This is a genomic window from Pseudomonas sp. UBA6310 (assembly GCF_002438225.1).
Classification (GTDB): domain Bacteria; phylum Pseudomonadota; class Gammaproteobacteria; order Pseudomonadales; family Pseudomonadaceae; genus Pseudomonas_O; species Pseudomonas_O kuykendallii.
On record NZ_DJTK01000054.1, the window covers coordinates 1 to 14,588 of the forward strand.

Here is a 14,588-nt window from a genome sequence, read left to right on the forward strand (position 1 = left end):
GCGATCACCCGCGCGATCATCGCCATGGCCCACAGCCTGGAGCTGGACGTGGTGGCCGAGGGCGTCGAGGAACAGGCGCAGCTGGATTTCCTCAAGGCCCACGGCTGCGACGAGATTCAGGGCTACCTGATCGCCCGGCCGCTGGCGGTGGACGCCTTCGTCGCGCTGCTGGAAGAACAGCGCCGCGACTGATCGCTCAGTGCTCCAGCTGACGCATCAACAGCCCCAGTTCCGGCTGCACGTCGTCAGGCAGCGGCAGGTAGAGCACATGGCCGTCGCCCGGCGCCACCTCCACGCCCTGGCCGGCGGCGTTCTGCAGCGCGTCGAGGCGAAAGTGCAGGTTGCCCTGCGGGGTCATCAGCTCCAGCTGGTCGCCGAGGGCGAAGCGGTTCTTCACCTTCACTTCGGCCAGGCCGTGACGACGCTCGCCGGTCAGCTCGCCGACGAACTGCTGGCGTTCGGACAGCGAACTGCCGCGCAGGTAGTTCTGGTACTCGTCGTGCACGTGGCGGCGCAGGAAACCTTCGGTGTAGCCGCGGTGGGCGAGGGATTCGAGATTGCCCAGCAGCGACGCATCGAACGGCTTGCCGGCCACCGCATCGTCGATGGCCCGGCGATAGACCTGGGCGGTACGCGCCACGTAGAAGTGCGACTTGGTGCGGCCCTCGATCTTCAGCGAATGCACGCCCATCGCCACCAGCCGCTCGACGTGCTGCACGGCGCGCAGGTCCTTGGAGTTCATGATGTAGGTGCCGTGCTCGTCCTCGAAGGCGGACATCGGTTCGCCGGGACGGGTGCTCTCCTCGAGCAGGAACACCCGGTCGCTCGGCGCGCCCTGGCCGAGCGTGGGGTCGACCTGCTGCACGCCGGCGGCAACGATCTCGCCCAGCTCGTTCTCCTGCGCGGTGCTGGTCTTGTACTCCCAGCGGCAAGCGTTGGTGCAGGTGCCCTGGTTGGGATCGCGGTGGTTGAGGTAGCCGGAGAGCAGGCAGCGCCCGGAATAGGCCATGCAAAGCGCGCCGTGGACGAACACCTCCAGTTCCATGCCCGGCACGCGCTGGCGGATTTCGCCGATCTCCTCCAGCGACAGCTCCCGCGAGAGGATGGTCCGCGTCAGGCCCTGGCGGCGCCAGAACTCCACGCTCGCCCAGTTGACCGCGTTGGCCTGCACCGACAGGTGGATCGGCATCTGCGGGAAGTGTTCGCGGACCAGCATGATCAGGCCGGGATCGGACATGATCAGCGCGTCCGGCCCCATCTCGATCACGGGCTGCAGGTCGCGCAGGAAGGTCTTCAGCTTGGCGTTGTGCGGCGCGATGTTGACCACCACGTAGAACTGCTTGCCCTGCGCGTGCGCCTCGTCGATACCCAGCGCCAGGTTGGCATGGTCGAACTCGTTGTTGCGCACGCGCAGGCTATAGCGCGGCTGCCCGGCGTACACCGCGTCGGCGCCGTAGGCGAAGGCGTAACGCATCGACTTGAGGGTGCCGGCGGGGGAAAGCAGCTCGGGGCGGAACGGCGAGGTGGTCATGGCGGGCGGATCGCAACCGGAAAAGGGGGCGCGATTCTAGGCGGCGTGCGCCGCGGCGGGGTTGACCTGGGTCTAGCTGCGGCGAATGAGCGCGGGCTGCGTGCGGCCCGCGCTCGGGTAACTAGTCGCGCTCCAGCAGCCAGGCCTGGGCACCGGGCCGGTACTCAGGAATCTCGTCTGGCGCGGCGTCGTTCAGCGCTTCGATGATCTTCAGCTGCTTGCCGTCGCGCTCGAACAGCCAGGAGCGGCCCTGGTCGCCGAGCTGCAGCCAGAGGCTGTCGTGATCCCCGGCCATCGAGGCGCAATCGCCGGCCAGGCACAGGGCGTAACGATCCGCGCCGGGCAGTCCTTCGAGGCTACCGTCCGGGTGGAACAGCACCAGCCCGCCTTCGCCGAGGCCCTCGCGAATGGTCCAGGTGCCGCCCAGGTAGGCGGCGTAGAGCGCGTGCTCGAAGCTGGCGCCGGCCGGTGCATCGGCGGCGGCCGCGACGGCGGGATGGGTGAAGCGCTGCTCCGGCCAGCTCTGGCTGGCCTGCTGCACCAGCTCGCCGTGGTCCAGGCTCAGGCGCTCCTGGAAGTCGCCGGGAAATTCCACCCGCCACTGGCGCTCCTGCTCGTCCACCAGACGCCCTTCGCCCAGCTCGAAGCCGTTGCTGAAGGTGGCGCTGCGCTGGCGCGGATCGATCCGCCATTCCAGGTTCGGACCGAACGCCAGCAGCGACTCGCGCAGGCTCTCGCCTCGCGCGGCGGCATCGATCGCCGCCTGGTTGATCCAGATGCCGCCAGGATCGCTCGGCGGGCTGGCGCAACCGGCCAGCAGACTGCCGGCGAGTAACAGCAAGAGTGCATTACGCATGGGCGATGGCTTCCCTCGGGCGGCGGGGCCCGGGCCCCGCGGTGGCGATCATTCGAGGACGAGGATGGCGTCCATTTCCACCTGCGCGCCACGCGGCAGTGCGGCGACGCCGATGGCGGCGCGGGCCGGGTAGGGCTGCTGGAAGTAACGGCCCATGACCTCGTTGACGGTGGCGAAATGCGCCAGGTCGGTGAGGAAGATGTTCAGCTTGACGATGTCCTTGAACGAACCGCCGGCGGCCTCGGCCACGGCCTTGAGGTTCTCGAACACCTGGACGGTCTGCGCCTCGAAGCCTTCCACCAGCTCCATGGTCGCCGGGTTCAGCGGAATCTGCCCGGACATGTACAGCGTGTTGCCGGCCTTGATCGCCTGCGAGTAGGTGCCGATGGCGGCGGGGGCCTTGTCGCTGCTGATGACGGTCTTGCTCATGATGAACTCCTTCTGAGGGTGTTTACCGGAGGGCGCGGGCAGGCCGGCGCGCTCGGTGGGAAAGGGGTCAGGCGCGGACGCGGGTGATGCGCACCACGCCCATCAGGGTGCGCAGCTTGCGTATCACGCGGGCGAGGTGAACGCGGTCGTGCACGCTGATCACCAGCTGGACCACGCTGATGCGACCGTCGCGTTCGTCCATGCCGATCTTCTCGATGTTGCCGTCGGCGGCGTTGACGCTGCCGGCGAGCAGGGCGATCAGGCCGCGCTGGTGTTCCAGCTCGACGCGCAGTTCGACGTTGAATTCGCCGGTGACGTCCTTGGCCCAGGACAGCTGCACGCACTTCTCCGGGTTGTTGCGGATTTCGGCGATGTTCTTGCAGCTTTCCAGGTGCACGACCATGCCCTTGCCGGCGGACAGGTGCCCGACGATCGGGTCGCCGGGAATCGGCGTGCAGCACTTGGCATAGCTGAGCACCAGGCCTTCGGTGCCGCGAATCGCCAGCGGCCCTTCGGCGCTCTGCGGCTGCTCGCCCTCGCTGGCCAGCAGGCGCCGTGCGACCACGTAGGCCATGCGGTTGCCCAGGCCGATGTCCTCGAGCAGGTCCTCGAGCACCTCCATGCGGTACTCGGCAAGCACGCCGCGCACGCGCTCCGCGGCGATCTTGTCCAGATGACTGTCGAAGCCGGCCAGCACCTTGTTCAGCAGGCGTTCACCCAGGCTGATCGATTCCGAGCGGCGCTGCTGCTTGAGCGCGTGGCGGATGTGCGTGCGCGCCTTGCCGGTGACCACGAAATTCAGCCAGGCCGGGTTCGGCCGCGCGCCGGGCGCACTGACGATCTCGACGGTCTCGCCACTTTCCAGCGGCTGCGAGAGCGGCGCCAGGCGACGGTTGATGCGGCAGGCGATGCAGCTGTTGCCGACGTCGGTGTGCACCGCGTAGGCGAAGTCGACCGCGGTGGAACCCTTGGGCAGCTCCATGATGCGGCCCTTGGGCGTGAACACGTAGACCTCGTCCGGGAACAGGTCGATCTTCACGCTCTCGATGAATTCCAGCGAGTTGCCGGCGCGCTGCTGCATCTCCAGCACACCCTTGACCCATTGCCGGGCGCGGGCGTGGGTGCCCTTGGGCTGCTCGTCGTCGCTGGACTTGTACAGCCAGTGCGCGGCGATGCCGTTGTTGGCCATCTCTTCCATCTCGCGGGTGCGGATCTGGATCTCGATGGGCACGCCGTGCATGCCGAACAGCGTGGTGTGCAGCGACTGGTAGCCGTTGGCCTTGGGAATCGCGATGTAGTCCTTGAAGCGCCCCGGCAGTGGCTTGTACAGGCTGTGCACCGCGCCGAGCACGCGGTAGCAGGTGTCGACCTTGTCGACGATGATGCGGAAGGCGTAGACGTCCATGATCTCGTTGAACGCCTTATGCTTGCCGCGCATCTTCTGATAGATGCTGTAGAGGTGCTTCTCGCGCCCGACCACCTCGCCTTCCAGCTCGTCGCGCTGCAGGCAATGGGTCAGCGATTCCTCGATCTTGTTGACGATTTCCTTGCGGTTGCCGCGAGCCTTCTTGACCGCCTTGGCGATCAGCCCGGAGCGCATCGGGTGCATCGCCTTGAAGCCGAGGTCCTCGAACTCCACGCGCATCGCATGCATGCCCAGGCGGTTGGCGATGGGCGCGTAGATTTCCAGGGTTTCCTTGGCGATGCGCCGGCGCTTCTCGCCGGACAGCACTTCCAGCGTGCGCATGTTGTGCAGGCGGTCGGCCAGCTTGACCAGGATCACGCGGATGTCGCGGGCCATGGCCATGGCCATCTTCTGGAAGTTTTCCGCCTGCGCTTCGGCCTTGGTCTCGAAGTTCATCTGGGTCAGCTTGCTGACCCCGTCGACCAGGTCCGCCACCGTTTCGCCGAACTGGGCGATCAGCGCTTCCTTGGCGATGCCGGTGTCCTCGATGACGTCGTGCAGCATCGCGGCCATCAGGCTCTGATGGTCCATGTGCATGTCGGCGAGGATGTTGGCCACCGCGAGCGGGTGGGTGACGTAGGCTTCGCCGCTGCGACGGCGCTGGCCGTCGTGGGCTTGCTCGGCGTAGAAATACGCACGGCGGACCAGATTGACCTGGTCCGCGCCGAGGTAGGTCGAAAGTCGTTCGGCGAGGGTATCTATGCTAGCCAAGGCAGGGCCTCCTGCCGGCTTCCAATCGCTACCCTGTGACTTCGACCGGGCATAGGCTTAAAGGGCCTCGTTGGCCTCTTCCTCGTAACTGGCGAAGAGCGGCTCGTCGTCCACGATCTCTTCTTGGGCGATCACGTCGTAATCGACCAGGCCTTCGGCGATTTCGCGCAGGGCGACGACGGTCGGCTTGTCGTTTTCCCAGGCTACCTTGGGCTCCTTGCCGCCGGTTGCCAGCTGACGGGAGCGCTTGGTGGCGAGCATGACCAGCTCGAAACGGTTATCCACGTGGTCCAGGCAGTCTTCAACGGTAACGCGAGCCATGGTGTTCCTCTGAATCTTGAAAAGTCTGGGAGCTGTGCCCGATCGGGCGAGCGGACTGGATAGTTTAAAAAATCACCAGCATTTAGGGAAGCGGTAAATCTGTCTCCGCCGCGCGCCAGGGTATACCCCAGACGCTGCCCCTCACGCCAGCAGTTGCCGCAGCAGCTCGCCGAAACGCAATTGCTGCGCGCTCTGTTGCAACTGATTGGCGCGGAAGATCGCCTTGAGGTCGTCCAGGGCGTGGGCGAAGTCGTCGTTGATCACCAGGTAGTCGTACTCGACGTAGTGGCTCATCTCGCTGACCGCCTCGCGCATGCGCCGCTCGATGATCTCCTCGCTGTCCTGGCCACGGTTGGTCAGGCGCTGGCGCAACGCTTCCTGGGTCGGTGGCAGGATGAACACCGATTTTGCCTGCGGCATCAGCCGGCGCACCTGTTGCGCACCCTGCCAGTCGATTTCCAGGATCAGGTCGTAGCCTTCGGCGAGGGTGCGCTCCAGCGCCCGTTGCGAGGTGCCGTAGAGATTGCCGAAGACCTCGGCATGCTCGAGGAAATCGTTGTGCTCGAGCAGTTCGGCGAAGTGCTGGCGGTCGACGAAGTGATAGTTGACCCCATCCACCTCGCCGGGGCGCATCGCGCGCGTGGTGTGCGAAACCGACACGCGCACCTGCGGCATGGCGTCGATCAGGGCCTTGACCAGGCTGGTCTTGCCCGCGCCGGACGGCGCGGAAACGATGTACAAGGTGCCGCTGCTCATCTGTTCGATAACCTATTCGATGTTCTGCACTTGTTCGCGCATCTGCTCGATCAAGACCTTGAGGTTCACCGCAGCCTGGGTCGAACGCGGATCGAAGGCCTTGGAGCCCAGGGTGTTGGCCTCGCGATTGAGTTCCTGCATGAGGAAATCCAGACGCCGTCCCGCGGCGCCGCCGGCCTTGAGCACGCGGCGGACTTCGCCGACATGGGTGCTCAGGCGATCGAGCTCTTCGGCGACGTCGCTCTTTTGCGCGAGCAGCACCAGCTCCTGCTCGAGCCGCTGCGGGTCCAGCTCGGCGCGCATCTCGGCGAAGCGGTCGAGGATCTTCTGGCGCTGGCCTGCGAGCATCTGCGGAACCTGCTCGCGCAGCGCGGCGACTTCGCCGGCGATCGCGTCCAGACGCTCGTTGAGCAGGCGCGCCAGTTCGGCGCCTTCGCGCCCGCGGCCGCTCTTGAGCTCGGCAAGGGCTTCGCCGAACAGCTCCAGCGCGGCGGCGTTCATGGCCTGCGGGTCCGCGGCATCGGCCACCAGCACGCCGGGCCAGGCGAGCACTTCCAGCGGGTTCAGTGGTGCCGGTTGCTTGATCAGCGCGGCGACGCTTTCGGCCGCGGCGATCAGTTGCGCGGCGCGCGTGCGGTCGACCTGCAGTTCTTCGCCGCCGCCCGCCTCGGCGAGGCGCAGGGTGCATTCGATCTTGCCGCGCGAAACGCCCTGACGCAGCGCTTCACGCACGGCGCCTTCGAGGTCGCGGAAGGCGTCCGGCAGGCGCAGGTGAGGTTCGAGATAACGATGATTGACCGAGCGCAGCTCCCAGCTCAGGGTGCCGTGGGCGCCGGCCCGCTCGACCCGCGCGAAGGCGGTCATGCTGTGCACCATGGGAAAACCTCTCGGTGAAGACGGGAAACTGGGTGCGAAAGGCGCAGGATTGTAGCGCAGTGCGTCGGTGGCTCCCAAACGGCGATGTCCTGCAGCGAACACGGCCCTTATACTGCGCGACAGTTTTCTGCCTAGGAATTACCCATGAAGCGTCCAAGTGGCCGCGCCGCCGACCAGCTGCGCCCGATCCGCATCACCCGCAACTACACCAAGCACGCCGAGGGTTCGGTGCTGGTGGAGTTCGGCGATACCAAGGTGATCTGTACGGTCAGCGTCGAATCGGGAGTGCCGCGCTTCCTCAAGGGCCAGGGCCAGGGTTGGCTCACCGCCGAGTACGGCATGCTGCCGCGCGCCACCGGCGACCGTAACCAGCGCGAAGCCGCGCGTGGCAAGCAGGGTGGTCGCACCCTGGAAATCCAGCGCCTGATCGGCCGTGCCCTGCGTGCCTCGCTGGACATGAGCAAGCTCGGCGAAAACACCCTGTACGTCGACTGCGACGTGATCCAGGCCGACGGCGGAACGCGTACCGCCTCGATCACCGGTTCGATGGTCGCCCTGATCGACGCCCTGAAAGTGCTGAAGAAGCGCGGCGGGCTCAAGGGCGGCGACCCGCTCAAGCAGATGATCGCGGCGGTTTCCGTCGGCATTTACCAGGGCGAGCCGGTGCTCGATCTGGATTACCTGGAAGACTCGGCTGCCGAAACCGACCTGAATGTGGTCATGACCGACGCCGGCGGGTTCATCGAGGTGCAGGGCACCGCCGAAGGCGCGCCGTTCCAGCCGGAGGAACTGACCGCCATGCTGGCGCTGGCATCGGCGGGCATGCAGCAGATTTTCGAGCTGCAGCGCGTCGCGCTGGCCGACTGATCGTCGCCTGAGGAGTTGCCGTGATGGATGAGTTCGACACCCTGACCCCGCCGGAAAACGCCCCGCTCAAGCCCAGCCAGCAGGCGCGGCAGTGGGCGATGCTCTGTCACCTGGCGGCATTCGCGGGGTTGGTCGTGCCTTTCGGCAACCTGCTCGGGCCGTTGATCGTCTGGCAACTGAAAAAAGACATCGACCCGTTCGTCGACGCGCAGGGCAAGGAAGCGCTGAACTTCCAGATCAGCGTGGCCATCGCGGTGATGGTCTGCTTCATGTTGATGCTGCTGGTAATCGGCTTTCCCCTGCTGGCTCTGGTCAGCATCGGCGCGCTGGTGCTGAGCATCATCGGCGGACTCAAGGCCAACGAGGGCGTGGCCTATCGTTATCCCTTCACCTGGCGGCTGGTGAAGTAAGCGCGCCGCGGCGACGGGCAAAACCCGTAGCCGCGCGGCTCAGACGCTGAGCATCCAGTCGTAGTCGACGGTCAGCGGCGCATGCTGGGAGAAGCGCGGCTGACGCGGCAGCTTGGCACTGCGCACGAAGCGGCGCAGGCCGGGCGTGAGCAGCTGATAGTCGAAGCGATAGCCCAGGTTGAGCATTTCGGCCTGTTCGCTGTCCGGCCACCAACTGAACTGATCGCCTTCGCGGCTGACTTCGCGCAGGGCATCCACGTAGCCCATGGTGCCAACCACCTCATCCATCCACGCGCGCTCCGGCGCGAGGAAGCCCGTGACCTGCTGGCAGTCGCGCCAGTTCTTCACGTCGAGCTTCTGATGCGCCACGTACAGCGAGCCGCAGTAGATGTACTCCCGGCGCTTGCGACGTTGCTTGTCGAGATAGTGGGCGAAATCGTCCATGAACTTGAATTTCTGGTTCAAGCTTTCGTCCCCGCCTTGGCCGGACGGCAGCAGCAAGGTCGCGATGCTGACCTTGTCGAAATCCGCCTGCAGATAGCGCCCGTAGCGGTCGGCCATTTCGAAGCCGAGGCCGCTGATCACCGCCTTGGGTTGCAACCGCGAGTAGAGCGCCACACCACCCTGACTGGGTACTTCGGCATCGCAGGCATACAGGAAATAGCCGTCCAGTTGGAAGGCTGGGTCGTCCAGTTCGAAGGCGGAGGCACGGGTGTCTTGCAGGCAGATCACGTCGGCATTCTGCGCTTGCAACCAACTGAGGAGTCCTCGTTCGGCTGCAGCCTGAATACCATTCACGTTCACACTGATGATCCGCATAATGGCCCCCAAAAACACGTGCATGTATGATACCCGAGCTCTCTACATTTAGCTAAATCCATGCCGCTTCAAGGATTTTTCATGCAGGACTACCAGCGCGACTTCATCCGATTCGCCATCGAACGCGGTGTTCTGCGCTTCGGCGAGTTCACCCTGAAGTCCGGCCGCACCAGCCCGTACTTCTTCAATGCCGGTCTCTTCAACAGTGGTCTCGCGCTCTCCGAGCTGGGACGTTTCTACGCAGCTGCCGTGGTGCAGAGCGGGATTTCCTTCGATGTGCTGTTCGGTCCGGCCTACAAGGGCATTCCGCTGGCGGCGGCAACCGCCGTCGCCCTGGCAGAGCGCCATGGGCTCGATCTGCCCTGGTGCTTCAATCGCAAGGAAGCCAAGGACCATGGCGAAGGCGGCAGCCTGGTTGGCGCGCCGCTGGTCGGACGCGTGCTGATCGTCGACGACGTGATTACCGCCGGCACGGCGATTCGCGAAGTCATGCAGATCATCGACGGCCAGGGTGCACAGGCCGCGGGTGTGCTGATCGCGCTGAACCGCCAGGAGCGCGGGCGCGAAACGCTTTCGGCGATTCAGGAAGTCGAGCGTGATTTCAAAATGCCAGTAGTAAGTATTGTTTCCCTCGAACAAGTACTGGAATATCTCGCCGGTGATGCTGAACTGAAAAAATACCTGCCAGCTGTCGAAGCGTATCGCGCGCAATACGGCATCTGATCTTCACCCCCTTGGGCGCTCTGAACATGGCTGAACCGGGCTCGTTCCGTTTTTGGATGCTGTTGCTGGCTCTGCCGATGCTCGCGCAGGCCGCCGAGAAGGGCGATCAACAACTCTATCGTTACGTCAACGACAAGGGCGTCACGGTCCTCGACCGCCAGGGTGTGCCTTCGCAGTACATCGGCAAGGGCTACGAGGTGCTCAACGAGAGCGGCCGGGTGATCCAGGTCGTGCCGCCGGCGCCCAGCCCGGAGGAGATGCAGCGCCGCCTCGCTGAAAAAGCCCGCGCCAGTTCGGATGCGCAACTGTTGCGCCTGTACTCCAGCGTCGACGACGTCGACCGCGCCAAGGCCCGCAAGCAGGCCGAGCTCGACGGGCTGATCAGCGTGGCGCGGGGCAATCTGCAATCGCTGCGTACCCAGCAGGCCAATCTGCAGAGCCAGGCAGCCGACAAGGAGCGCGCCGGCCAGGCGGTTCCCGATCAACTGGTGGCGCAGATCGATAACGTAAAGGCCGACCAGGTGCGTCTGCTCGGCGATATCAAGCGCTACGGCGAGCTGCGCAAGCAGGCCGATGCCTCCTTCGCCGCCGATCGTGCCCGTCTGAGCGAGTTGCTCGGTCTGCCGCAGTAACCCCGATTCCGAGTTGAACGAACCGATGCCCCGGGCCCTGCAGCCCGGAGTGTTGCGCCTCGTCAATGACGCTTGCGGGTGGTGATCTGGGTGCCCACACCGGTGTCGGTGAAGATTTCCAGCAGAACCGCGTTCGGCACCCGGCCATCGATGATGTGCGCGCTGTGCACGCCGCCCTGCACCGCTTCGAGCGCGCAACGGATCTTCGGCAGCATGCCGCCGTAGATGGTGCCGTCGGCGATCAGCGCGTCGACTTCCTCGGTGGTCAGCCCGGTCAGCACCTGGCCGGTCTTGTCCATCAGGCCGGCGATATTGGTCAGCAGCATGAGTTTTTCCGACTTCAGCGCCTCCGCCACCTTTCCGGCCACCAGGTCGGCGTTGATGTTGAACGACTGCCCGTCGGCACCGACGCCGATCGGCGCGATCACCGGGATGAAGTCGCCCTTCACCAGCATGTTCAGCAGATCGGTGTTGATCCCGACCACTTCGCCGACCTGGCCGATGTCGATGATCTCGGGCGTGGTCATTTCCGGTGTCTGCCGGCTCACCTGCAGTTTCTTCGCGCGGATCAGCTCCGCGTCCTTGCCGGTGAGGCCGATGGCGCTGCCGCCATGGCGGTTGATCAGGTTGACGATGTCCTTGTTGACCTGGCCGCCGAGGACCATCTCCACCACGTCCATGGTCTGCGCATCGGTGACGCGCATGCCGTCGATGAAATGACTCTCGATGGACAGCCGCTTGAGCAGATCGCCGATCTGCGGGCCGCCGCCGTGTACCACCACCGGGTTTATCCCGACGGCCTTCATCAGCACGATGTCGCGGGCGAAACCGTCCTTCAGCTCGTCGCTTTCCATGGCGTTGCCGCCGTACTTGATGACCAGTGTCTTGCCCACGAAGCGGCGGATGTAGGGCAGTGCCTCGGAAAGGACCTGGGCGACCTGGGTGGCGTCTTCACGACTGAGGGGCATGGGTAACTCCGGCGTATCGAAAAGCGAAGGGTGGAAATGACAGCGCGACGCAGAAGCGTCGCGCGGGTGGAATGATACCGAGCAAGTCGGCGGCGCATCACGCGCCGTCTGCTCAGAACGGTACTTTCATCTCCGGAGCGACGCGCGCGAGCTGCTCGCGGAACACCGCCTTGATGCGTTCCAGCTCGGTCTCGGTCTCGGCCTCGAAGCGCAGCACCAGCACCGGCGTGGTGTTGGAGGCGCGCACCAGGCCCCAGCCTTTCTGGTAGTCGACGCGCACGCCGTCGAGGGTGGTCAGGTTGGCCTCGCCCCACTGGGCATCGCGCTGCAGGGCGTCGATGATGGCGAACTTGCTCTCCTCGGTGACCTGGATGTTGATCTCCGGGGTCGAGACATCGTTGGGGAACGCGGAGAACACGTGTTCGGCGTCGCGCTTGTCCTGGCTGATGATCTCCAGCAGGCGCACGGCGCTGTAGATACCGTCGTCGAAGCCGAACCAGCGCTCCTTGAAGAACACGTGGCCGCTCATCTCGCCGGCGAGCAGCGCGCCGGTTTCCTTCATTTTCTTCTTGATCAGCGAGTGGCCGGTCTTCCACATCACCGGGCGACCGCCGTAGCCGCTGATCAGCGCGGTCAGGCGGCGCGTGCATTTGACGTCGAAGATGATGTCCGCGCCGGGGTTGCGCGAGACGACGTCCTTGGCGAAGAGCATCAGCAGGCGGTCCGGGTAGATGATGGTGCCGGTGTTGGTCACCACGCCGACGCGGTCGCCGTCGCCGTCGAAGGCGAGGCCGATGTCGGCGCCGACTTCCTTGACCTTGGCGATCAGGTCTTCGAGGTTTTCCGGCTTGCCCGGGTCCGGATGGTGGTTGGGGAAGTTGCCGTCGACGTCGCAGAACAGCGGAATCACTTCGCAGCCCAGGCCTTCGATCAGCTGCGGGGCGATCACCCCGGCGACGCCGTTGCCGCAGTCGACCACGACCTTGAGCTTCTTGGCGACGGCGATGTCGTCGCGAATCTCGTTGTAGTAGCGCTCGAGTATGTCGACCCGTTCGACGCTACCGCTGCCGCTGGCCAGATCGTTGTTCTCGATGCGCAGGCGCAGCGCCTGGATCTGCTCGTTCGCCAGGGTATCGCCGGCGATGACGATCTTGAAGCCGTTGTAGTCCGGCGGGTTGTGACTGCCGGTGAGCATCACGCCGGACTTGCCGGCGAGCACGTTGGCCGCGTAGTAGAGCACCGGCGTCGGCACCATGCCGATGTCGCTGACGTTACAGCCCGAGTCGAGCAGGCCCTGAATCAATTGCTGCACCAGCTCCGGCCCGGAGAGGCGGCCGTCGCGGCCGACGGAGATGTTCGGTTCGCCCTTGGCGAGTGTTTCCGAGCCGATCGCGCGACCGATCCAGTACGCGGTTTCCGGGGTCAGGCTGTCGCCGACCACGCCACGAATGTCGTAGGCGCGGAAGATGCTCGCGGGAAGCGTGGGGGCTTGGGGGGTGCTCATCTGAGTGTCTCGCTCCATGGACTCGAGGCCAAGCATGTCTTGGTCCTCGTCGAGAATGTCGATATCGAGAATGTCGGTCGACTGGAACAGCGGGTCGACCAGCTCGGTGTTTGGGTCGGCAACGGGTTCAACCGCTCGCGAGGATGAGGCGGAGCCCGAGGCGCCGTTTTCGGCGGCATTCGAGGCTGCTTCGTTTCTTCTTCTTGTGGGCATGCGCGCGAGGTTCTGCGCCAGAGCGTCCATCAAGGGCAAGCTCAGGCTGGGAGTTTTGATGGTCTTGCCGTTGTAGAGTTCCTGCGCCATCTGCCCCAGGTGCAGAACGTCGCCGCGCAGGCGGCGTTGCTGCAGCCCGTGCACCATCTGCAGGCCGGCCAGTGCGCCGCCGAACGCCAGCAGCGCGGCGAGTGCGAGCATCAGCGGCGAGACGTCCAGCGCGCTGATTTCCTGGCTCGGCGCGAAGCGCAGTTTCCAGTTCGGATTGCCGCTGCTCAGGGCCAGCGGCTCGCCCTCGGTGCCGGGTTCTCCACCGAAGTTGGCGAGCACCTGCTCCGGCGCATTGCCGAACTTCTGGGTCAGCTGCAGGCGACCGGCGCTGTTCGGCAGCGGCGGCAGGGTGCGCAGCAGGCGTTGCAGATCGACCACCAGCAGCAACGTACCGACCACCGGGCTCTTGTCATCCTGCCGCAGCGGCGCGGCGCTGTAGACCATCCAGCGGTTGCCGACCTTGTAGGCTTCGGCGGCGGGTGGTTGGCCGCCTTCGGCGCGGCGCAGCAAGTCGAGGGCGGCGAAGCTCACCGGTGCTGTCCGGCTGCGATCCTGGGAGGCCTCGCCGCGCGGGTTGATGTAGGCGTCGATCACGCCATCCCAGTAGCCGATCGATTGTTCGGCGGCGCCGATCTGGCTGGCGTCGCCGCTCTGCAGCGCAGCGAGCAATTGCGGATTGCGCGCGGCGGCGCGGGTGTCGGCGGTGAGTGCAGCCAGGGCCTGTTGCAGGGCGGATGCCTGGGCGCTGCCAAAGGTCTGCACCAGTTGCTGCCGTTGCTCCTGCTGGAAGCTGGAGAACACGCCGAACCACAGCACGGCGCCTGCAGCGACCAGGCCGAGAAGCACGGGAACCAGGCCCGGCAGCAGCGGATTCTTGCCCAGCGACTGGCGGGGCGCCGCCTTGCCCATCGACGAGAGGTCGACACCGGTATCGGATTCCTTGGCCGTGCGCTTGAAGAGTTTCACCTGGGTTCCTCGCAATTCATCCTGAAGTTGCGTCAGTGACTGCCGGAATGGCCAAAACCACCCGCACCGCGCTGGCTTTCGCCGAATTCCTCGACCAGCTCGAAATGCGCCTGCACCACCGGAACCAGCACCAACTGTGCGATCCGCTCGCCGACGGCGATGCTGAAGGCGGTCTGCCCGCGGTTCCAGCACGACACCATCAGCTCGCCCTGGTAATCCGAGTCGATCAGGCCGACCAGGTTGCCGAGCACGATGCCGTGCTTATGGCCGAGCCCCGAGCGCGGCAAGACCAACGCGGCGAGCCCGGGATCGGCGACATGGATCGCCAGGCCGGTGGGAATCAACAGGGTCTCACCGGGTTCGAGCACGTGCGCCTGCTTGAGCATCGCGCGAAGGTCGAGGCCGGCGGAACCCGGCGTGGCGTAGGTCGGCAGCGGGAATTCGCTGCCCAGGCGTGGATCGAGGATCTTGGCTTGGAGGGCGTGCATCG

16 protein-coding genes are annotated in these 14,588 nt (G+C 65.4%); 5 read left to right on the top strand and 11 right to left on the bottom strand.

What is annotated here, in order from left to right; all coding sequences use genetic code 11:
- Positions 1 to 192 (top strand): EAL domain-containing protein (locus tag B3E91_RS13080; protein WP_287029832.1); only part of this gene is annotated, 192 nt, incomplete at its 5' end.
- Positions 193 to 196: 4 nt separating this feature from the next.
- Here the strand turns inward: B3E91_RS13080 and yegQ are convergent.
- From yegQ to B3E91_RS13115, 7 genes are all read right to left on the bottom strand, one after another.
- Entirely contained in the window at positions 197 to 1,531 is a 1,335-nt protein-coding gene (yegQ, locus tag B3E91_RS13085) for a tRNA 5-hydroxyuridine modification protein YegQ (RefSeq protein WP_287029834.1), read from the bottom strand.
- 121 nt (positions 1,532 to 1,652) lie between these two features.
- Positions 1,653 to 2,387, bottom strand: coding sequence for a hypothetical protein (locus B3E91_RS13090; RefSeq protein ID WP_287029835.1), 735 nt, complete (start codon positions 2,385 to 2,387; stop codon positions 1,653 to 1,655).
- Between the two features lie 48 nt (positions 2,388 to 2,435).
- Positions 2,436 to 2,816, bottom strand: coding sequence for a RidA family protein (locus B3E91_RS13095; RefSeq protein WP_090231487.1), 381 nt, complete (start codon positions 2,814 to 2,816; stop codon positions 2,436 to 2,438).
- 67 nt (positions 2,817 to 2,883) lie between these two features.
- Entirely contained in the window at positions 2,884 to 4,992 is a 2,109-nt protein-coding gene (gene spoT, locus B3E91_RS13100; RefSeq protein ID WP_090231488.1) for a bifunctional GTP diphosphokinase/guanosine-3',5'-bis pyrophosphate 3'-pyrophosphohydrolase, read from the bottom strand.
- Between the two features lie 57 nt (positions 4,993 to 5,049).
- On the bottom strand, positions 5,050 to 5,313 hold the full coding sequence (gene rpoZ / locus B3E91_RS13105) for a DNA-directed RNA polymerase subunit omega (RefSeq protein ID WP_286786605.1): 264 nt from the start codon (positions 5,311 to 5,313) through the stop codon (positions 5,050 to 5,052).
- 141 nt (positions 5,314 to 5,454) lie between these two features.
- Positions 5,455 to 6,069 (bottom strand): guanylate kinase, encoded by a 615-nt coding sequence (gmk, locus tag B3E91_RS13110; RefSeq protein ID WP_287029836.1) that lies wholly within the window; start codon positions 6,067 to 6,069, stop codon positions 5,455 to 5,457.
- A 12-nt stretch (positions 6,070 to 6,081) separates the two neighbouring features.
- Positions 6,082 to 6,945: a YicC/YloC family endoribonuclease gene (locus B3E91_RS13115; protein ID WP_287029837.1), complete on the bottom strand. Its 864-nt coding sequence runs from the start codon at positions 6,943 to 6,945 to the stop codon at positions 6,082 to 6,084.
- Between the two features lie 144 nt (positions 6,946 to 7,089).
- On the opposite strand from B3E91_RS13115, the gene rph reads away from it, so the two are divergent.
- Both rph and B3E91_RS13125 read left to right on the top strand, forming a co-directional pair.
- On the top strand, positions 7,090 to 7,812 hold the full coding sequence (gene rph, locus B3E91_RS13120; RefSeq protein WP_090231492.1) for a ribonuclease PH: 723 nt from the start codon (positions 7,090 to 7,092) through the stop codon (positions 7,810 to 7,812).
- 23 nt (positions 7,813 to 7,835) lie between these two features.
- Positions 7,836 to 8,222, top strand: coding sequence for a DUF4870 domain-containing protein (locus B3E91_RS13125; RefSeq protein WP_090231493.1), 387 nt, complete (start codon positions 7,836 to 7,838; stop codon positions 8,220 to 8,222).
- A gap of 39 nt (positions 8,223 to 8,261) precedes the next feature.
- Here B3E91_RS13125 and B3E91_RS13130 read toward each other — a convergent pair whose 3' ends face one another.
- Positions 8,262 to 9,041: an exodeoxyribonuclease III gene (locus tag B3E91_RS13130; protein ID WP_273234671.1), complete on the bottom strand. Its 780-nt coding sequence runs from the start codon at positions 9,039 to 9,041 to the stop codon at positions 8,262 to 8,264.
- A gap of 81 nt (positions 9,042 to 9,122) precedes the next feature.
- On the opposite strand from B3E91_RS13130, the gene pyrE reads away from it, so the two are divergent.
- Together pyrE and B3E91_RS13140 are read left to right on the top strand one after the other, a co-directional pair.
- Complete coding sequence (pyrE, locus tag B3E91_RS13135; RefSeq protein WP_090231494.1) at positions 9,123 to 9,764, top strand: orotate phosphoribosyltransferase; 642 nt, start codon at positions 9,123 to 9,125, stop codon at positions 9,762 to 9,764.
- A 56-nt stretch (positions 9,765 to 9,820) separates the two neighbouring features.
- Positions 9,821 to 10,396, top strand: coding sequence for a DUF4124 domain-containing protein (locus B3E91_RS13140; protein ID WP_273234673.1), 576 nt, complete (start codon positions 9,821 to 9,823; stop codon positions 10,394 to 10,396).
- Positions 10,397 to 10,458: 62 nt separating this feature from the next.
- On the opposite strand, the gene argB is transcribed toward B3E91_RS13140, so the two are convergent.
- The 3 genes from argB to dut form a co-directional block, all read right to left on the bottom strand.
- On the bottom strand, positions 10,459 to 11,364 hold the full coding sequence (gene argB / locus B3E91_RS13145; protein WP_282339209.1) for an acetylglutamate kinase: 906 nt from the start codon (positions 11,362 to 11,364) through the stop codon (positions 10,459 to 10,461).
- Between the two features lie 112 nt (positions 11,365 to 11,476).
- Complete coding sequence (gene algC / locus B3E91_RS13150; protein WP_287029848.1) at positions 11,477 to 12,868, bottom strand: phosphomannomutase/phosphoglucomutase; 1,392 nt, start codon at positions 12,866 to 12,868, stop codon at positions 11,477 to 11,479.
- A 1,262-nt stretch (positions 12,869 to 14,130) separates the two neighbouring features.
- Positions 14,131 to 14,586 (bottom strand): dUTP diphosphatase, encoded by a 456-nt coding sequence (dut, locus tag B3E91_RS13155; RefSeq protein WP_090231497.1) that lies wholly within the window; start codon positions 14,584 to 14,586, stop codon positions 14,131 to 14,133.
- Between the last annotated feature and the right edge of the window lie 2 nt (positions 14,587 to 14,588).